Here is an 18,241-nt window from a genome sequence, read left to right as displayed (position 1 = left end):
CCGTGACCTCGCAGACCATCTTCCCGGAGAGCGCCGCACCCGTGGCGGACGTGCGGATGAAGGCCAGCCCGGCGGCGCTCGCCCGCGCGCTGGGGCTGGCCTGGCAGGCGGGCCGGTGGCACGTGCTCGCGTACGCGATGCTGGCCCTCCTCGAAGCGACCGTGCCCGTGGCAGCCGCCTGGCTGACCAAGTCGGCGCTGGACGTGATCGCGCACCGGACGGCCGGCTCGTCCGCGCTGGTTGCGGTCGGCGCGGGGCTGGCGGTGGCGGGCGTGGCGGCCATCACGCTCCCGCACGTCTCCGGCTACCTGCGCCAAGAGCTGCAGCGCCGCACCGGCCGCCTGGCTCAGGACCGGCTCTTCGCCGGCGTGGAGCGCCTGGCCGGCCTGGCCAAGTTCGAGGACCCCGCGTTCCTGGACCGGATGAGCATGGCCCACACGTCGGGCGGCGCCGCCCCGAGCGCCGTGGTCTCGGGGGCGCTGGCGGTCTGCCGCGGGTTCGTCACGGTGCTGGGTTTCCTCGGCTCTCTGCTGGTCATCAGCCCGCTGCTGGCCGGCGCGGTCCTGGTGGCGGCGCTGCCCGCGCTGGCCGCCGAGCTGCGCCTGTCGCGCCAGCGCGCGTCCATGATGTGGCGGATCGGGCCGATGGAACGGCGCGAGTTCTTCTACCGGCAGCTCCTGTCCAGCGTGCGGGCCGCCAAGGAGCTGCGCCTGTTCGGCGCCGGCCGGTACTTCAGGTCCAGGATGAACGCCGAACGGCTCGCGGCCGATTCAGAACGCCGCCGCCTCGACCGCCGCGAGCTGGGCCTCGAGGGCGGACTCGGGCTGCTGTCGGGCGTGATCTCCGGCGGCGGGCTGATCTGGGCGTTGTTCGCCGCCGTCGAGGGCCGGCTGACCACGGGCGACATCGCCCTGCTCGCCACCTCGATCGTCGGCGTGCAGGCGGCGCTCGCCGGGCTGGTCGGCGAGGTGACGATGGCGCACCAGCAGCTGCTCACCTTCGACCACTACCTGACCGTGACAGCCGCCGGGCCCGACCTGCCGGTGCCGGCGAGGCCGGTGGTGCCGCCCACCCTCCGGCACGGCATCGAGCTCCGCGACGTGTGGTTCCGCTACTCCCCTGAGCATCCCTGGTCGCTGCGCGGCGTCAGCTTCACGATCCCGTACGGCTCGTCGGTCGGGCTGGTGGGCAGGAACGGCGCGGGCAAGAGCACGCTCGTCAAGCTGCTGTGCAGGTTCTACGACCCGGACCGGGGCGCGATCCTGTGGGACGGCGTCGACCTGCGCGACCTCGACCCCGCCGAGCTGCGCTCCCGGATCGGCGCGGTGTTCCAGGACTACATGGAGTACGACCTGACCGCCGCAGAGAACATCGCGATCGGCGACGTGGCGGGCCGCGACAAGCCCGCCGCCTCCGCCGCCCGGATCGAGGCCGCGGCCAGGAAGGCAGGCGTCCACGAAACGCTCAGCGCGTTACCCCGCGGCTACGACACGATGCTGACGAGGATGTTCTTCGGGCCCGACCCGGAGGCAGGGGTGGTGTTGTCGGGCGGGCAGTGGCAGCGGCTCGCGCTGGCCCGGGCCGTGCTGGGCGAGGGGCGCGACCTGCTGATCCTGGACGAGCCGAGCTCGGGGCTGGACGCCGAGGCCGAGCACGAGATCCACAACCGGCTGCGCGAGCACCGGGCGGGGCGCACCAGCCTCCTGATCTCGCATCGGCTCGGGGCGGTGCGGGAGGCGGACGTGCTCGTGGTGCTCGACGACGGGCAGGTGGCCGAGCAGGGGTCACACGAAGAGCTGATCAGGCTGGACGGGCTCTACCGGAAGCTCTTCGACCTGCAGGCCCAGGGCTACCAACCCGCCGACGCCTGACCCCGGCGGCTCGTGCGCAGGCGCACGGGTCGCGGGTGAGGGCGCAGGCGGCGGGCGTCAGCGGCGGCCGGTGAAGCGCAGCCGGACGGGGCGGCGGTGGCAGCGGGGGCGGCGGCCGCGCCAGCCCAGCGTGGGGCCGCTCAGACGCGGATCGCGGTTCAGCATGAGGTGGTGCAGCTCGGCCAGCTCCGGCCCCGGCTCGATGCCGAGCTCGCGGTGGAGGGCCCGCCGCGCCTCGGCGTACACCGTCAGAGCGCCCGCCACGTCCCCGGTGCGGTACAACGCCAGCATGAGGTGCCCCCACAGGCGCTCTCTGGTGGGTTGCAGCGCCAGCGTCTCGCGGAGACCGCCGATGATCTCACTGTGCCTGCCGAGCGCCAGCCGGGCTCGCGCGCACTCCTCGATCGCCAGATAGCGCTGCTCTTCCAGCGCGTCGAGCTGGGCGGCCACCCCGACCGTCCTGGGCAGGTCATCGGCGGCGGCGCCCCGCCACAGCGCGAGCGCCGCCGTCAGGTATCCCAGCGCCTCCTCGTAGCGGTCGCCGCCCATCGCGCCGCGCCCCTGCCGTACCAGCTCGTTGAAGTCGGCGACGTCCAGCTCGCCGGGCTCGACGGTGAGCTGGTAGCCGGGCGGGTGCGCGCGCAGGCGGCCGTCCAGGTCCTTGCGCAGGAGGTTCGCGTAGCTGCGTACGTTGGCCAGCGCCGACCTGGGCGGGCTGTCCTCCCACAGCGCGCTGAAGAGCCGGTCGTGGGAGACTGCGCGGTTCGGCTCCAGCAGGAGCCGGGTGAGCATGAGCCGCTGTTTCGTCGTCCCCAGCGGCACGTCAACGCCGTCTCGCCACAGCCGTACCGGTCCGAGGATGCCGAATCGAAGACCCATGTTCCCCCCGAACAGACGATTTTGGGAGCGCTCCCACGACACGCTACGTACGTGTCGATCATGTGTCAATGCTCTGTCAACCCGGGGTTGGACGGCATGAAACTTTCACCTGTCGACCCCGGCATAAGGGACAATCGGGGTCGTGCAGTTCGGCATCCTGGGGCCGCTGTCGGTGCGATCGCCCGATGGTGACGCAGTCGCGGTGGGCGGCGCCCGCCCGCGTGCCCTGCTCGCGATGCTGCTGCTCGACGCGGGGCGGACGGTGAGCATCGAACGGCTCATCGACGGCCAGTACGGCGACGACCCGCCGGCGGGCGCCGCCAACGCCGTCCAGGCGCAGGTCTCCAGGCTTCGCCGCCGCCTTCCCGCCGGCCTGATCGAGTTCCACGGGGCGGGTTACCGGCTGGCCGTCGACCGGGAGGACGTGGACGCGCACCGGTTCGAGCGGCTCGTCCGCGAAGGGCGGCGGCTGCTCGCGAACGGGCTGTACACGGGCGCGGCAGCCCTGCTCAGGGACGCACTCGACCTGTGGCGGGGCCCCGCGCTCGCGGACGTGTCCGACGCGCCGTTCGCGGCCGCGCAGTCACGGCGCCTGGAGGAGCTGCGGCTGGCGACCCTGGAGGACCTGATGGAGGCCGAGCTCGCACTCCCGGAGGCCAGCCCGGTGGGGGCGCTGCGGGAGCTGGTGACCGCCCATCCGCTGCGCGAGCGGGCGCGGGGGCTGCTGATGCGGGCGCTGCTGGCGGCCGGCCGGCAGGCGGAGGCACTCGCGGTGTACGAGGACACGCGGCGGCTCCTCGCCGACGAACTCGGCGCCGACCCGTCGGCCGAGCTCGCGGCCCTGCACCTGGAGATCCTGCGGGGCGAACGGCACCGCGAACGGGTCGCCAGGACGCCGCCGCCGACCCAGCTGACCAGCTTCGTGGGGCGAGAGGAGGAGCTGGCCCGCCTCGACGCGCTCGGCGAGGCCCGCCTGGTGACGATCGTCGGCCCCGGTGGCACAGGCAAGACCCGCCTCGCCATCGAAGCCGGACCCGGTCGGGAGGCGTGCTTCGTGGACCTGACGCTGGTCGACGCCACGGGACCAACCGGCCACCTGGCGCCGGTCGACGCCGCGGGACCGGCAGGCCGCCTGACGGGGGCATACGGGTCGGGGCAGGTGGCGGCGGCGGTGCTCGGGGCGCTCGGGCTGCGGGAGTCCGCGCTTCGGCCGCCCGTCACCGCCAGGTCTCCCCATGCCGCTGAGCCGCCTGATCCGGCCGAACGGCTGGTGACGGCGCTGGCCGAGCAGGAATTGACGCTCATCCTGGACAACTGCGAGCACGTCATCACCGAGGCGGCCACGCTCGCCCGCCGCCTGCTGGCCTCCTGCCCCCGGCTTACCATCCTGGCCACCAGCAGGGAGCCGCTGGGCATCACCGGCGAGCACCTGGTCCCGCTGGCGCCCCTGCCCACCCCACCACCCGACGCCGAGGACCCGTACCGCTACCCCGCCGTCCGGTTGTTCGCCGACCGGGCGGCGGCCGTGCGGCAGGGCTTCACGGTCGGACCGCACAACGTGGACGCGGTGCTCCGCATCTGCGCAGCGCTCGACGGCCTGCCACTGGCCATCGAGCTGGCGGCGGCCCGGGTGCGGACGTTCGGCGTGGAAGAGATCGCCACCCGGCTGGCCGAGCACGGCAGGTTCAGGTTGCTCTCGCGCGGCGACCGCACGGCCGCCGCCCGCCACCAGACGTTGCGCGCGGTCGTCGAGTGGAGCTGGAGCCTGCTCGACGCCGAGGAGCAGGAGCTGGCCAGGCGGTTCTCGGTGTTCGCAGGGGGTGCGACCCTGGAAGCGATCGAGCGGGTCTGTGGTGAGGAAGCCGCCGGGCCGCTCGCGGGCCTGGTGGACAAGTCGCTGGTCGAGACGGACGGCGAGCGCTACCAGATGCTCGACACCATCCGCCTGTTCTGCGCGGAGCGGCTGGCCGAGGCAGGTGAGGAGGAACGGCTGCGGCAGGCCCACGCGACCTGGTTCCTGGAGCTGGCGCGACGCGCCGACGAGCACCTCTACCGGGCCGAGCAGCTCGACTGGCTGGCCCGGCTGTCGGCCGACAACGCCAACCTGCGGGCGGCGCTGCGCTGGAGCGTGGAGCACGACAGAGCGACGGCGTTGCGGCTGGTGGCGGCGCTGGCGATGTACTGGTGGCTGAGCGGGCGGCGTGATCAGGCCACCGCGCCCGCCGTACGCCTCCTCGACACGATCGGGCCGGAGCCGCCCGCCGGGCTCGGCGAGGAGTACGTGCTGACCGTGCTCCACGCCCTGCCCCACACCGGGTCGCCGCACTGGGAGCGGGCACGGGCGATCATCGGCTCGCTGGACCGGCCGATGCGCCCCCGGATCGGCCCCGCCTTGTGGGGCATGACCGTGGGCCCACCCGAGCCGGGAGCGGCCGGGCGGGATCGGCGGATAGACGCCGATCCGTGGAGCCGGGCGCTGGAAGCGCTCGGCAACGCGTTGCTGGCACTGCTGAACGGAGCGGTCGGGCGTGCCGAGCGGGAGCTGGAAACGGTGCTGGCGGACTTCAGCGCGGTGGGTGAGCGCTGGGGGAAGGCACAGGCGCTGGACTCGCTGGCGCTGATCGCGAGCTGGCGCGGCGACTGGGCACGCGCCATGGGGCTGTGGAAGGACGCGATCGGACTCCTCAACGAGCTCGGCGCGCTGGATGAGCTGGTGGACGTGCTGGGGCGGCGGGCCGGCGCTCGCCTGCGTGCCGGGGACGCGTCGGCGGCACGCGCCGACTGCGAGCGTGCCGGGGAGCTGGCGCGGGCGATGGGCAGGCCGGGGCTCACGGCGGAGGTTCAGCTGCGGCTGGCTGAGATCGCCCGGTGGCAGGGCGACCTGGCCGGTGCGGACGACCGGCTGGCCTCCGCGCTGGAGGTCTCCTCTGAGGGCGGAGTGTTCACCACCACGGGCAGCAGGTCACGCGTGCTGACGGCGCTCGGGCGACTGGCGCAGACCCGCGGTGACGTGGCAGAGGCGGGCCGCAGGCACCACGAGGCGCTGGCCGCGGCGCTGACCTCACCGCTGGTGACCGACCTCGCCGACGTCGCCGAGGGTCTCGCTGGAAACGCCCTCTTCGCCGGCGCCTCGCCACAGGCAAGTGAGAAGGCGGCGGCGTTGCTCGGGGTGGCGGTGGCGCTGCGGGGCACGACGGTGGCCGGGGACCGGGACGTCGCCGAGGTCGCGGCCGCCGCCACCCGCGTCCTCGGTCCGGAGGCGTTCGCGGCGGCGTACGCCAAGGGCGCGGCCATGGGGCAAGACGACGCGCTGTCGGTGCTGACAGGGGGTGCGGCGGCTGTCAGCCGGTAGTCGCTGAGTTGTCAGCGACTCAGCAGAGGCTGCGTGCATGCGCAACGCGAACATCCTCATCTCCGGCGCCAGCATCGCCGGCCCGGCCCTCGCCCACTGGCTCATCCGCTACGGCTTCACCGTCACGGTCGTCGAGAAGGCCCCGGCCCTGCGCCTCGGCGGCCAGGCCGTCGACTTCAAGGGCGAGACCCACCGTACGGTCCTGGCCCGCATGGGCATCCTGGACGACGTACGCAGGCTCCAGACCGGCGGCACGGACCAGGAGATCGTCGACGCGAACGGACGCACGCTGGCGATCATGCCGGGCGAGTTCACCGGTGGCGACCTGGAGATCACGCGTGGCGACCTGTCCAGGCTGCTGTACGAGAAGACGGCCCCGGCCTGCGAGTACGTCTTCGGCGACTCGATCACCTCGCTCACCGAGACCCCGACCGGCGTGCACGTGACCTTCGAGCGCTCCTCGCCCCGCACGTTCGACCTGGTCGTGGGCGCGGACGGCATCCACTCGGCCGTGCGCCGCGTGGCCTTCGGCCCCGAGTCCGATTATGTCCGGCATCTCGGTCATTACTACGCCCTGGTGGACCTGGACGAGGACTTCGGCCCAGCCGCGATGATGTACAACGAGCCCGGCAGGATGGTCGCGATCGGCGGACCGAAGGCGCCGGCGTTCTTCGTCTTCGCCTCCGACCGGCTGGACTACGACCGCTACGACGCCGGGCAGCAGAAGGACATCCTGGCACGGGTCTATGCGGGTGTGGGCTGGCAGGTCCCCGCCGTCATGAAGGCGGTGCACCGCGCCGGCGACGTCTACCTCGACTCGATCAGCCAGGTCAGGATCGACCGCTACAGCAAGGGCCGCGTGGTGCTGCTCGGCGACTCGGCGTACGGCAACACCCTGGGCGGCTTCGGCACGGGCCTGGCGGTGGTGGGCGCGTACGTGCTGGCCGGCGAGCTGGCCGCGGCCGGCGGCGACCACCATGCGGCCTTCGCCGAGTACGAGCGTCAGCTCCGCGGATACGCCAAGATCGCCAAGAACGGCAACGCCGGCCCCTTCCTCGCCCCTACTACGTCGGCCGGGATCCGGATGCGCAACTGGATCTTCAAATACCGCTTCCTGCTGGCTTTGATGATGAAGATGGGCGACAAGCTCGCGACCGACATCGAGCTCAAGACGTACTGAACCACCGGGGGATCAGGCTTTGAGCCGCCCGACCCCGCCCTTGATCAGGAGCCGGGGCTTGTCGTCCAGCAGCGGGAGGCGATCGTCGGCTGGCTCGACGTGCCACTCGTGCACGGGCACCAGGCCCGGCCCGATCAGCTCGAACCCGTCGAACAGCCGCAGCACCTCCTCGTGCGCGCGGAACCTGCCCTGGGCCGACGTCCCGGCAGTCGCCATCTGGAGTTGGGCGATCGCCTCCGGGTCGCTCTCCGCCATCGCGTGGGAGATGATCAAGAAGCTGCCGGGCGCCATCCGCTCCCTGAAGGCGGCCACGATGCCGGCGGGGTCCTCTGCGTCCATCACGAAGTGCAGCACGCCGACCATCAGCACGCAGACCGGCTGGTCGAAGTCGATCAGGCCGGTGACGTGGGGGTCGTCGAGGATGTCCGAGGGGCGGCGCAGGTCGGCCTGGATGGAGGCGATGCCGGGGGCGTCGGCCAGCATCACCTCGGCGTGCATGCGCACCACCGGGTCGTAGTCCACGTAGATCACCCGGCAGGCGGGGCTGACCTTGCGGACGGTCTCGTGGATGCTGGGCGAGGTCGGGATGCCGGTGCCCAGGTCGATGAACTGCCGCACGCCCAGCGCGGCCGCGTGGTGAACGGCCTCGACCTGGAAGACCCGGTTGGCCCTGGCCACCAGGCGTGTGTCCGGGGCCACCGCGAGAACCCTCTCGGCAACCGCCCGGTCGATGGCGAGGTTGTCCTTGCCACCAAGCAAGTAGTCGTACACCCGGGCAGAACTCGGGACACTCGGGTCGATGCCGGGCGGAACGCGTTCTAGCTCGGTCACGTGTGTGCGGTCTCCTTCGCCAGGTGCTACGTGGCACCAATCCTACTCGGCTCCTCCGGCAGGACGGTCAGCTGGAAGAGAACATGTTCTCGTTACTAGAGGCGCCACCTGGAAGGGCTACGGAGATCGCCTGAGGCGTGCGCGCGGCGGTGGTCTCCGGGGCGGGATTGTAACGCCGAGGATGACCGTAAATACAGCCGGATGGCCGATGCGCTTTGGACACCGGCCTGTGCATCCTGGTGAGGAGGGTTCCGCATCGGAAGGAGTCACGAGGGCATGGAGATCGCGGCAGGCCGCCCGACCGTTGTCTTGGACAATGGCGTGGTCGGCAGGGTCATGCTTGCACATCCATCTCGACGCGACCTCGTGCTCGTGCTCGGCATGGACGGCACCCTGCTGAGCTGCCAGCTCGGCGACATCGCGTGCGTGGTGGGAGGCAAGCCACTCTGTCGCGACGGCTGAGGGCTCTTCCGCCGTCGAGCTCGGCCCGCCGATGCAGCCGTTGGGCGTACGGGGCTACTCGATCAGGAAGCGCTTGATGCCGTTGGCCAGGGAGGTGGCGATGCGTTGGCGGAAGGCGGGATCGGACATCTTGGCCGCGTCGCCGGGGTTGCGCATGTTGCCGCACTCGATGAACACCGCCGGTCGCTTGGACAGGTTGAGCCCGCCCAGGTCGGTCCGGGTCTCCAGCCCGTCGCGGCCCCGATAGTTGGAGTAGGGCAGGCCGGTGCCCTTGCGGTAGGCGTCGCGCACGGCGAGCCCGAGCCGCCGTGACGGTTTGACGACGTCGTCGTTGTGCCCGGGAAGCAGCCCCGGCATGATCACGTGGAACCCGTGTCCGCTCGGCTCGGCCCCGTCGCCGTGAATGGACAGGACGGCGTCCGCCCTGGCCTCGTTGCCGATGGCGGCCCGCTCGGTGACGCACGGGCCGACGCCTTTGTCGTTGGGCCGGGTGAGCACGACCTTGGCTCCCATGCGCTCCAGGATCGGCTTGAGCCGGCCGGCGACGTCCCAGGTGAAGGCGTGCTCCTGGAATCCATCGTCGGTCTGCGTGCCGGTCGTGTTGCAGGCCTTGCGACCGGTGATGATGTCGACCTGGCGATTGATCTCCTCCGGATGTGCGGCGTTGCCGCCGTTGTGTCCGGGGTCGAGCACCACGACCTTCCCGTCCAGCGCCCGTGCGGCGGGCGAGCGGGTGCCGGGCGAGTCTGCGGGAGACGGTCCGGCGGGCAGCGCCGTCTCGTGCGCGGTGGGCACGACGCCGCCGCACGCGGTGGACAGCGCCGCCAGCGTGGTGAGTGCCACGAGGTACGCGCGCATGGTCCCGACCGTACCGGGCGCTTGTCGGCCCGCCCAATACGCAGCCAACCTGGGCCATTCGCATCCCCGACCGGATAAATAGGTACATTGAGCGTTAATTCCGTCAATATCCGGACTTGCAATAAATGGGCCTACCCGGGCGATGGCCTTCTTGATAGATGTTCTCGCTGGCGGCCACCTCGCCGCGCCCTCAGCCGGTCATCCCCAACGAGTGATAGTGAGCGGACCGATTCAAGGTGCTTGCCGATGATTTCTTCCTCGTCGCTTGGGATACGACCGGCTCGGGCAAACCGCGCATGCACCTCCAGGGAATCGCGCTCGGCCTGGCCGGCGCCCTGATCGCGGAGCTGGTGCTGGCGCAGCGGATCGCCGTGAGCGGCGTGCGCCTCGGCGTGGTCGACCCGCGGCCGGTCCAGGAGAAGGTGGCCGATAACGCGCTGTCCGAAATGATCAATTCCGCACACCACACAGACATACGTACGTGGCTCGCATATCTGGCACAACGTTCGGTGGCGGATGTGAGCGGACGGCTGGAGACGGCCGGGCTGCTCCAACGTGAAGCCCCAAAACTACTCAAGCGCAAACAAGTCCGTTATTTCTCCACCGATTTCAGCCGCGCCATGTGGCCCGTGACGCGACTGCGACTGGGGCTGGCCCGGCGCCAGCCGCTGTCCCCGCAGGACATGGCGCTGGCGACGCTCGTGGACGCGTGCGACCTGACCGACACCGTCCTCGACGAGCCGTCCGACCGCCGGGCCGCCCGCCACTACCTGACCACGCTGCTGGCCGCGATGCCCCAGCCACTCAGCGACCTGAGCCGCCAGGTCGGCGCCGCCGTGGGCGACGCCGTCCTCACGTACCGCATCTGACCGGCCCGACCCCCACGGACCCCCAGAAAGGAACACGATGCGCACCGTGAAGTCCGTCGTGCCCGACCCGATCACCGGCGCACTCGCCGCCGACCGGCTCGGCGCACCCTCGGTCGTCTACTTCGTCCTGTCCGCCGCGGCACCGCTCACCGTCGTCGCCGGAGTGGTCACCACCGCGTACGCGATCACCGAGATCACCGGACTGCCGATCGCGTTCCTGGTCGTGGGCATCGTCCTGGCGGTGTTCTCAGTCGGGTACGTGGCGATGGCGCGGCACATGGCCAACGCCGGCGCCTTCTACACCTACGTCGCCCGCGGGCTCGGCCGCCCGGCCGGCATCGCGGCCGCCTGGGTGGCGCTGATCGCGTACAACGCGCTGCAGGTCGGGCTGTACGGGGCCTTCGGCGCGGCGACCACCCCGCTCATCGAACGGTGGGCAGGCCTCACGCCACCCTGGTGGGTGGTGTCGCTGATCGCCTGGGCGCTCGTGGCGGCACTGGGCGTGATGCGGGTGGACGTCAACGGCCGGCTGCTGGCCGTTCTGCTCACCGCCGAGGTGGCGGTCATCCTGCTGTTCGACCTCGCCGACCTGCTCAACCCGGCGCCGGCGGGCTTCTCCATGGAGGCCCTGTCGCCTGGCGCGTTGTTCGAGCCGGGCGTGGGGGCGCTGCTGGTGATCGCGACGCTCGGATTCGTGGGGTTCGAGTCGTCCGTGGTCTTCTCGGAGGAGAGCCGCGAGCCGCGGCGCACCGTGCCGCTGGCGACGTATTCAGCCGTGGCGATCATCGCCGGCCTGTACGCGCTGTCGTCCTGGGCGATGACGGTCGCCACCGGCCCGGCCGACATCGTGGCCACGGCGCAGCGCGACCAGGCCGACACCATCTTCGTGCTCGCCACGCAACACCTGGGCGGCACGGTGGTGGACATCGCCAGGGTGCTCTTCGCGACCAGCTTGTTCGCTGCGATGATCTCCTTCCACAACACCACCGCCCGCTACTTCTTCGCGCTCGGGCGCGAGCGGGTGCTGCCTGCCGTCTTCGGCCGCACGCGGGCCCGCAGCGGGGCGCCCAAGGCGGGCTCGATCGCGCAGAGCGTGTTCGGGCTGGTCGTCATCGCCGTCTACGCACTGCTCGGGCTCGACCCGCTGGTGCAGTTGTTCTTCTACGGCGGCTCGTTCGGCGGGTTCGGCGTGCTGCTGCTGATCTTCGTGACGTCCGTCGCGATCATCGCGTTCTTCCTCCGCGAGCCGAGCGGCGAGACGATCGGGCGGCGGTTGATCGCTCCGGTGCCCGCCACGATCGCGCTCGCCGTGATGGTGTGGCTGGCGCTGGACAACTTCGCGACGCTGCTGGGCGTGTCCGAGGGTGACCCGCTCGCCTGGATCCTGCCTGCGGTCTACGGCGTCGCCGCCGTCGTGGGTCTGCTGTGGGCGATCAGGCTGCGGTCCAGGCAACCCGCGGTCTACTCTCACGTGGGGATGGGCGCCAAGGCGGCCACTGCCCGGGACATCACCTGATCTGACGAGAGGGGATAGGCCATGGGAGAGACCTTCGTCATGCGCCCGGACATCCGGCGCGCGGCCGAAGAGGACGCGCCGCAGGTGGCCGAGCTCATCGCGACGGCGTTCGCCCAGCTCAAGGCGGTGAGCTACCTCGTGCCCGACCGCAGGGAGCGGCACAAGATCCTGACCGCCAACTTCCGGATCTTCGTGGACCACGCCCTCGAGCACGGCGAGATCCACCTCATCGACGACGCTCACGCGGCCGCGGTCTGGTTCCCCCACACCGCGCCGCTGCCCGCCCCGCGCGACTACGACCGCCGGCTGGCCGAGTGCGCCGGCGAGTGGGTCGAGCACTTCCGCGTGCTCGACGGGTTGTTCGAGGAGCACCATCCGGCGGAGCCACACCACTACTTGGCGTTCCTGGCGGTGCATCCTGACCGGCAGAACCAAGGGCTCGGCTCGGCGCTGCTGCGGCACCACCACAGCCGGCTGGGCGGCGTGGCGGCGTACTTGGTGGCCAGCAGCACCGGCAGCAGGGACCTCTACGCCCGCCACGGCTATCAGGTCCGCGACCCGTTCGCCCTGCCGGACGGGACGATGTTCTGGCCGATGTGGCGGCCGGGCGGCTCGTGACCCGGCAAGGCCGCTGCCGATCGTGAAACTTTCACAGTCTTCAAGGACCGATGGTGCGGACCCGTTGACGCGGCGGCGGTGGGAAAGGAGGATCGGATCGCTCTAATGGGAGCGCTCCCAACCCCCCCGAAGGACCTCCATGACACGAAGCCGGGCCGCCTTACTGGCCCTCCTCACCATGGTCGCCCTGTCCCCCGCCACGGCGGCGCACGCCGCGGACGAGGGACCCGAGCAGATCGTGAACGGCACCTTCGACGCCGGAACCGCCCCCTGGTGGGGCACCGCCAACGTCACGCTCGCCGTCGACGAGGGACGCCTCTGCGCCGACATCCCCGGCGGCACCGCCAACCCGTGGGACGTGATCATCGGCCAGAACGACATCCCGCTGGTGGAAGGCGAGACGTACGCCTACAAGTTCTATGCCTCCGCGACCCCGGCCAAGGTCGGCAGGGCGCTGATCCAGCTTCCCGTGGACCCGTGGACGCAGTATCTGTCGGCCGCTCCCGAGATGAGCGTCTCGGGCAACTCCTACTCCTACACGTTCACCGCTCCCGCGTCGCTGCCGAACTCCCAGGTCGCGTTCCAGCTGGGCGGCAGCGCCGAGCCCTGGAGGTTCTGCATGGACGACGTGTCGCTCAAGGGCGGCGCGGAGCCCGAGGTCTACGAGCCGGACACGGGCCCGCGGGTCCGCGTGAACATGGTCGGCTACCTCCCCACGGGCCCCAAGAAGGCGACCGTGGTCACCACCGCGACCACCGCGCTCGACTGGGAGCTCAAGAACGCCGCCAACGTGACCGTCGCCAAGGGCAGCACCACTCCCAGGGGCGTGGACTCCAGCTCGGGGCAGAACGTCCACACGCTGGACTTCAGCGGATACCACAAGCCCGGCAAGGACTACACGATCACGGCGGACGGCGAGACCAGCCGGCCGTTCGACATCGACGCCGGCATCTACGACCAGCTGCCCGCGGACGCACTGAAGTTCTACTACACCCAGCGCAGCGGCATCGAGATCCTCGACAGCCTCCGGCCGGGTTACGGCAGGCCTGCCGGTCACGTCGGCGTGGCGCCGAACCAGGGCGACGTGAGCGTGCCGTGCCAGCCGGGCGTCTGCGACTACTCGCTGAACGTCAAGGGCGGTTGGTACGACGCCGGCGACCACGGCAAGTACGTCGTCAACGGCGGCATCTCGGTCTACCAGCTCATGGCCGCGTACGAGCGGGACAAGGCGGCCTTCAAGGACGGCCAGCTCAACATCCCCGAGAGCGGCAACGGCAGGCCCGACATCCTGGACGAGGCCCGGTGGGAGCAGGAGTTCCTGCTGAGCATGCAGGTGCCGGACGGCAAGCCGCTCGCCGGGATGGCGCACCACAAGATCCACGACCAGAACTGGACCGGGCTCCCCCTGCTGCCGCACCTCGACCCGCAGCTGCGCGAGCTGCACCCGACCTCGACTGCCGCCACGCTCAACCTGGCCGCGACGGCGGCGCAGGCGGCCCGGCTGTTCGCCCCGTACGACGCCGCGTTCGCCGCCAAGAACCTCCAGGCGGCCCGCAAGGCGTGGGCGGCCGCCAAGGCCAACCCGGCCAAGTACGCCGACCCGAACGACGGCACCGGCGGTGGCGCCTACAACGACGACAACGTGACCGACGAGTTCTACTGGGCGGCGGCCGAGCTGTACATCACGACGGGCGAGAAGGAGTTCAAGGACTTCGTCCTGGCCTCGCCGCACCACACCGGTGACATCTGGCGTGATCGCGGCTTCGACTGGGGCAACACCGCCCAGCTCGGCCGCCTGGACCTGGCGACCGTGCCCAACGGGCTGCCCGACCGGGCGCGGGTGCGGCAGTCGGTGATCGAGGGGGCCGAGAAGTACCTGGCGATCCAGAAGGCGCACCCGTACGGCCTGCCGTACAACCCGCCGGACTTCGACTGGGGCTCCAACAACCTGGTGCTGAACAACATGGTCGTCATGGCCACCGCGTTCGACCTGACCGGACAGGAGAAGTACCGGTCGGCCGTGCGCGAGGGCATGGACTACATCCTGGGCCGCAACGCGCTCAACCAGTCGTACGTGACCGGCTACGGCGAAGTGGCCTCGAAAAACCAGCACAGCCGCTGGTACGCCCACCAGCTCGACCCCGCGCTGCCCAACCCGCCGCGCGGCACGCTGGCCGGCGGCCCGAACTCCAGCATCCAGGACCCGCTCGCGCAGCGGCTGCTCCGGGGCTGCAAGCCGCAGTTCTGCTACATCGACCACATCGAGTCGTGGTCGACGAACGAGCTGACCATCAACTGGAACTCCCCGCTGGCCTGGGTGTCGGCCTTCCTGGCCGAAAAGGGGCAGCGCTCGGACTGCCGGGTGCGCTACACCGCGCACGGTTCGGGCACGTTCGCCGCACAGGTCGTGATCGAGAACACCGGCAGGCACACCGTGAACGGCTGGAGCCTGCGCTGGTCCTTCCTGAGCGGCCAGCGGGTCCGGCAGGACTGGGGCGCGCAGCTGTCGCAGTCCGGCTCGGTGGTGACGGCGAAAGGCCAGAGCCAGATCAGGCCGGGCAGGTCCGTGACCTTCGGTTTCACCGGCGCCAACCCGTGGGGACCGAACCCGGCGCCCGAGGTGTTCCACCTCAACGGCGACCGCTGCCGATGATCGACCGCCCGGCGGCCTGCGGGCCGCCGGGCACAGGCATTGCACACGCTCCGTTCAACGGAATAATGTCGGCGCATGCCGAGGGGAACGTCTGAAGTCAGCGAGCCGATGTACTTCGTGCTCACCGCCCTGCGCGCGGGCCCGCTGCACGGACACGCGATCAGCAAGTCCATCAAGGAGCTGTCGGGGGGCCGGGTGCAGCCGTCGGTCGGGACCCTCTACGGCATCCTGGAGCGTCTCAACGAGCGCGGTGTGATCACCGTGGATCGCGAGGAAATGGTCAACGGCCGCAACCGGCGCTACTTCAGGATCACCGACGAGGGCCAGGCGCTGGTGGAGGCCGAGGCCAGACGCATGCAGGCGGCCGCGTCCCTCGTCCTGCGCCCATCCGCCCCATGACGGCGGTCGAGCCGACCGGCCACTTGCCCGCAGCCGAGCCGACCGCCCCGTCGACGACCCCGGCCCTCCCCTCGACGCCGCTGGAGCGGCGATACCGCAGGCTGCTGCTGGCCTATCCGAGGCAGTACCGCGCGACGCACGGCGACGAGTTGCTCGACGTCCTGCTGGAATCCGCCGAACCGGGCCGGTCCATCCCGGCGCTCAAGGAGGCCTGGGGCCTGCTCGTGGGCGGCGTGCGCAGCCGCGTCGCCCATCAGGCCACGGGCAACGTGTGGGTGGACGGCCTGCACCTGGCGGTCACGGCGGTGGCGGCGGCGAACCTGGCGGCACTGCTGCCGTACGCGGGGACGTTGCCGGTGTGGACGCTGCTGTCGGCGCTCGCGCTGCTGGCCGTCCTGCGGGGATGGGTCCGACCGGCACTCCCCCTCACCCTCGCCGTCGGCGTCAAAGCGGTCGCGATCGCGAGCGGGGAGCAACCGTTCGACGTCACCCTGCTGCCTGTCCACCCGTCATGGCTCGCCGACCAGGCCCTCTTCGCGGACAGCAGCCCCTTCGCGGTGGCGGCCGCATACGCCGTGGTGCTGGCCGGCCTGGTGGTGCTCGCCTCGGTGCCTCGCCCGGCGCTGCGGGCCAGGTCGTGGTGGTGGTTCGCGGCTGTTCTCGCCGCGGCGTGGGCCGGTCCCGCGTGGATGGCCGAGGAGACGTCATACCCGCTCGGGCTGCCGAGGATGGCGGTGGAGGCGGTGGCGTTCGGGCTGGCGGCGGCGGGCTGTTACCTGGCGCGTGACCACCGGTGGGCGCTGGCGTGCGGCATCTACCTGCTGGCCGCCTCCGGCCAGCTGATCATCCATGTCGAGCAGTTGACCAGGCAACACCTCGCCTATTGGGGCGTGCTCGTCCTGCTGGCCGGGTGGGCCGCCGTCGCGCCCTTCCGTCACCGGCGGCATTGTATGGATTGACCATACTCCGTTTAACGGAGTATGGTCATCGACATGCCGAACAGACCCCTGCTTCTGGCCGTGCTCTGCCTCGTCGGGATGGCCGGATGCGCCTCCACGACGCAGGCGCGACCCGCGCCGGAGACGATCAGCGGCAGCCCATCCGATCAGCCGCAACGCATTCAGTCAGCCATCGCCGACTGCATGAAGCAGAAGGGCTTCAAGTACGTCGCCTGGGTCCCCGACCCGAAGATCGACGACGAGTGGAAGAAGGCCACTTCTGGCGACTACGCGGCGATGCGGAAGGAGCGCCAGGAACAAGGCTTCGGCGTCTTCTTCCTCCTCGCCCACCCGGACCGCAAGCAGGCGCTCTGGAGCGAGACCGACAGCCCCAACTTCGCGATCAAGAACGAGCTCTCGCCGGCCCAGCAGGCCGCCTACGACAAGGCGCTCACCTCCTGCAAGGCACAGGCGGTCAAGCAGGTCACCGGCCGGGTCGTGAAGTCCGACGAGGACCGTGCCGAGCAGGAGAACCAGATGATCAAGCAGACGCTCGACCGCGAGCTCAACGGCGATCCCCGGCTTGTCGAGCTGGCCTCCGCCATGGGCGACTGCCTCAAGGGCAAGGGCTACCGGGTCGACTCCGTCAAGCCGGTGGACATGAGCCACCGGGGCTGGAAGGAGTTCGAGGAGCAGAAGAAGCGGATCGCCCTGAACGACGACATCCCCGACAAGGACAGCCGCGGGGGGTACATCGACCCCCGCCTCCCACCGGCCACGGCCCGGCAGCACCTGGCCAAGGAGGTCAGGGCGGCCCTGGACGACCTGGAGTGCGGCAAGGACTTCTACGCCGCCTACATGCCGAAGCAGAACGAGATCAGCCGGCGGGTCGTCCAGCTGTTCGGCGGGGTGGAGATCGCATGAGGGTCGGGAGCACGTTCCTGGCCGTGGCGGCGGCGGCCGCGATCTCCGGCTGCGGGGGCGCCGCCGAGAGCGCGCCGCCATCCCCAACCGCCTCGGCCGGGGACAAGAAGCACCAGCTCGAAGCGGCCAAAGCGGACTGCATGAAGCAGAAAGGCTTCAAGTACGTCGCCTTCGTGTCAAAGCAGAAGTGGGCCCTGCAGGACGACAAGCGCGATTCCGGCGACTACTCAGCAATGCGGAAATTTCGCGAAAAATATGGGTTTGGCGTGTTCGCCATGCACGTCTACCCCAAGGAGTTCGGCAACCCGGCCGTCAAGCCCGACAACCCCGAGATCAACCCCAACTGGGCGATTCAGTCCTCGCTGTCCAAGACCCAGATGAGCGCTTATCGGAAGGCGAGCGACGCCTGCATGGCCGTGGCGGTCAAGCAGGTGCTCGGCTTGGACGTGAAGTCGGACATGGACTACTACGGCCAGTTGAACAAGGCCTCCAACCGGGCGATCGAGAGCACCCTCAATTCCGATCCCCGGCTGGTGGAGCTGGCCTCCGCCATGGCCACGTGTCTGAAGGGCAAGGGCTACTCCATCTCCGGCACCACGCCGAAGGCCCTGTCCGAGCGGGGCACGAAGCAGTTCGCCGATCAGGAGGACCGGCTGGGACGGGCACAGCGTGACGACATACCCGATGTCCCGCCTCCGGTGAAGGAGGGCGAGATCCCGACGAGGTACTCGCCGACGCTCACCCCTGAGGAGGCCAGGCCGTACCTGGCCAAGGAGATCAAGGCCGCGCTCGACGACCTGGAATGCGGCAAGGACTTCTACGCGGCCTACCTGCCGAAGGATCTCGCCATCCAGAAGCAGATCAACGAGCAGTTCGGCATGTGACGACCGC

15 protein-coding genes are annotated in these 18,241 nt (G+C 70.6%); 12 read left to right on the top strand and 3 right to left on the bottom strand.

The genetic code is table 11. The annotated features are described in order from the left end of the window. Nucleotides 1–2 precede the first annotated feature (2 nt). Complete coding sequence (locus tag OHA25_RS10945; protein ID WP_327587454.1) at nucleotides 3–1,871, top strand: ABC transporter ATP-binding protein; 1,869 nt, start codon at nucleotides 3–5, stop codon at nucleotides 1,869–1,871. A 57-nt stretch (nucleotides 1,872–1,928) separates the two neighbouring features. Here OHA25_RS10945 and OHA25_RS10940 read toward each other — a convergent pair whose 3' ends face one another. Beyond that, entirely contained in the window at nucleotides 1,929–2,750 is an 822-nt protein-coding gene (locus OHA25_RS10940) for an AfsR/SARP family transcriptional regulator (protein WP_327587453.1), read from the bottom strand. A 142-nt stretch (nucleotides 2,751–2,892) separates the two neighbouring features. On the opposite strand from OHA25_RS10940, the gene OHA25_RS10935 reads away from it, so the two are divergent. Beyond that, nucleotides 2,893–6,102: a BTAD domain-containing putative transcriptional regulator gene (locus OHA25_RS10935; protein ID WP_327587452.1), complete on the top strand. Its 3,210-nt coding sequence runs from the start codon at nucleotides 2,893–2,895 to the stop codon at nucleotides 6,100–6,102. Nucleotides 6,103–6,139: 37 nt separating this feature from the next. Then, nucleotides 6,140–7,282 carry an FAD-dependent monooxygenase gene (locus tag OHA25_RS10930; protein WP_327587451.1) on the top strand — a complete coding sequence of 381 codons (1,143 nt, stop codon included), beginning with the start codon at nucleotides 6,140–6,142 and terminating at the stop codon, nucleotides 7,280–7,282. A 12-nt stretch (nucleotides 7,283–7,294) separates the two neighbouring features. Here the strand turns inward: OHA25_RS10930 and OHA25_RS10925 are convergent, their stop codons facing one another. Further along, nucleotides 7,295–8,113 (bottom strand): SAM-dependent methyltransferase, encoded by an 819-nt coding sequence (locus tag OHA25_RS10925; protein WP_327587450.1) that lies wholly within the window; start codon nucleotides 8,111–8,113, stop codon nucleotides 7,295–7,297. A gap of 276 nt (nucleotides 8,114–8,389) precedes the next feature. On the opposite strand from OHA25_RS10925, the gene OHA25_RS10920 reads away from it, so the two are divergent. Continuing rightward, nucleotides 8,390–8,575: a hypothetical protein gene (locus tag OHA25_RS10920; protein WP_305924348.1), complete on the top strand. Its 186-nt coding sequence runs from the start codon at nucleotides 8,390–8,392 to the stop codon at nucleotides 8,573–8,575. A gap of 54 nt (nucleotides 8,576–8,629) precedes the next feature. Here OHA25_RS10920 and OHA25_RS10915 read toward each other — a convergent pair whose 3' ends face one another. Further along, nucleotides 8,630–9,433, bottom strand: a complete 804-nt coding sequence (locus tag OHA25_RS10915) for an N-acetylmuramoyl-L-alanine amidase (RefSeq protein ID WP_327587449.1) — start codon at nucleotides 9,431–9,433, stop codon at nucleotides 8,630–8,632. A gap of 236 nt (nucleotides 9,434–9,669) precedes the next feature. On the opposite strand from OHA25_RS10915, the gene OHA25_RS10910 reads away from it, so the two are divergent. The 8 genes from OHA25_RS10910 to OHA25_RS10875 all read left to right on the top strand — a co-directional run bounded on the left by OHA25_RS10910 (nucleotide 9,670) and on the right by OHA25_RS10875 (nucleotide 18,234). After that, a complete protein-coding gene (locus OHA25_RS10910) occupies nucleotides 9,670–10,302 on the top strand; it encodes a GOLPH3/VPS74 family protein (protein WP_327587448.1) in 633 nt (210 codons plus the stop codon). Nucleotides 10,303–10,339: 37 nt separating this feature from the next. Continuing rightward, nucleotides 10,340–11,818: an APC family permease gene (locus tag OHA25_RS10905; protein ID WP_327587447.1), complete on the top strand. Its 1,479-nt coding sequence runs from the start codon at nucleotides 10,340–10,342 to the stop codon at nucleotides 11,816–11,818. Between the two features lie 21 nt (nucleotides 11,819–11,839). Then, nucleotides 11,840–12,436, top strand: a complete 597-nt coding sequence (locus OHA25_RS10900) for a GNAT family N-acetyltransferase (protein ID WP_327587446.1) — start codon at nucleotides 11,840–11,842, stop codon at nucleotides 12,434–12,436. 139 nt (nucleotides 12,437–12,575) lie between these two features. After that, nucleotides 12,576–15,089 (top strand): glycoside hydrolase family 9 protein, encoded by a 2,514-nt coding sequence (locus OHA25_RS10895; RefSeq protein ID WP_327587445.1) that lies wholly within the window; start codon nucleotides 12,576–12,578, stop codon nucleotides 15,087–15,089. 75 nt (nucleotides 15,090–15,164) lie between these two features. After that, nucleotides 15,165–15,488, top strand: a complete 324-nt coding sequence (locus OHA25_RS10890; RefSeq protein WP_327587444.1) for a PadR family transcriptional regulator — start codon at nucleotides 15,165–15,167, stop codon at nucleotides 15,486–15,488. Then, nucleotides 15,485–16,447, top strand: coding sequence for a hypothetical protein (locus OHA25_RS10885; RefSeq protein ID WP_327587443.1), 963 nt, complete (start codon nucleotides 15,485–15,487; stop codon nucleotides 16,445–16,447). The genes OHA25_RS10890 and OHA25_RS10885 overlap by 4 nt, the downstream gene beginning before the upstream one ends. Before the next feature lie 33 nt (nucleotides 16,448–16,480). Beyond that, nucleotides 16,481–17,350 carry a hypothetical protein gene (locus tag OHA25_RS10880; RefSeq protein ID WP_327587442.1) on the top strand — a complete coding sequence of 290 codons (870 nt, stop codon included), beginning with the start codon at nucleotides 16,481–16,483 and terminating at the stop codon, nucleotides 17,348–17,350. After that, nucleotides 17,347–18,234 (top strand): hypothetical protein, encoded by an 888-nt coding sequence (locus OHA25_RS10875; protein ID WP_327587441.1) that lies wholly within the window; start codon nucleotides 17,347–17,349, stop codon nucleotides 18,232–18,234. Before OHA25_RS10880 ends, OHA25_RS10875 begins: the two co-directional genes overlap by 4 nt. Nucleotides 18,235–18,241: the final 7 nt, after the last annotated feature.

It is taken from the genome of Nonomuraea sp. NBC_00507 (assembly GCF_036013525.1).
Taxonomy (GTDB): domain Bacteria; phylum Actinomycetota; class Actinomycetes; order Streptosporangiales; family Streptosporangiaceae; genus Nonomuraea.
The sequence above is the reverse complement of the archived record's forward strand: the minus strand, read 5'-3'. Positions and strand labels throughout refer to the sequence as shown.

Coding starts and splice junctions, on each gene's coding strand:
- OHA25_RS10930 (WP_327587451.1), top strand. CDS start 6,140: ATGCGCAACGCGAACATCCTCATCTCCGGCGCCAGCATCGCCGGCCCG.
- OHA25_RS10875 (WP_327587441.1), top strand. CDS start 17,347: ATGAGGGTCGGGAGCACGTTCCTGGCCGTGGCGGCGGCGGCCGCGATC.
- OHA25_RS10880 (WP_327587442.1), top strand. CDS start 16,481: ATGCCGAACAGACCCCTGCTTCTGGCCGTGCTCTGCCTCGTCGGGATG.
- OHA25_RS10900 (WP_327587446.1), top strand. CDS start 11,840: ATGGGAGAGACCTTCGTCATGCGCCCGGACATCCGGCGCGCGGCCGAA.
- OHA25_RS10920 (WP_305924348.1), top strand. CDS start 8,390: ATGGAGATCGCGGCAGGCCGCCCGACCGTTGTCTTGGACAATGGCGTG.
- OHA25_RS10915 (WP_327587449.1), bottom strand. CDS start 9,433: ATGCGCGCGTACCTCGTGGCACTCACCACGCTGGCGGCGCTGTCCACC.
- OHA25_RS10940 (WP_327587453.1), bottom strand. CDS start 2,750: ATGGGTCTTCGATTCGGCATCCTCGGACCGGTACGGCTGTGGCGAGAC.
- OHA25_RS10890 (WP_327587444.1), top strand. CDS start 15,165: ATGCCGAGGGGAACGTCTGAAGTCAGCGAGCCGATGTACTTCGTGCTC.
- OHA25_RS10885 (WP_327587443.1), top strand. CDS start 15,485: ATGACGGCGGTCGAGCCGACCGGCCACTTGCCCGCAGCCGAGCCGACC.
- OHA25_RS10905 (WP_327587447.1), top strand. CDS start 10,340: ATGCGCACCGTGAAGTCCGTCGTGCCCGACCCGATCACCGGCGCACTC.
- OHA25_RS10895 (WP_327587445.1), top strand. CDS start 12,576: ATGACACGAAGCCGGGCCGCCTTACTGGCCCTCCTCACCATGGTCGCC.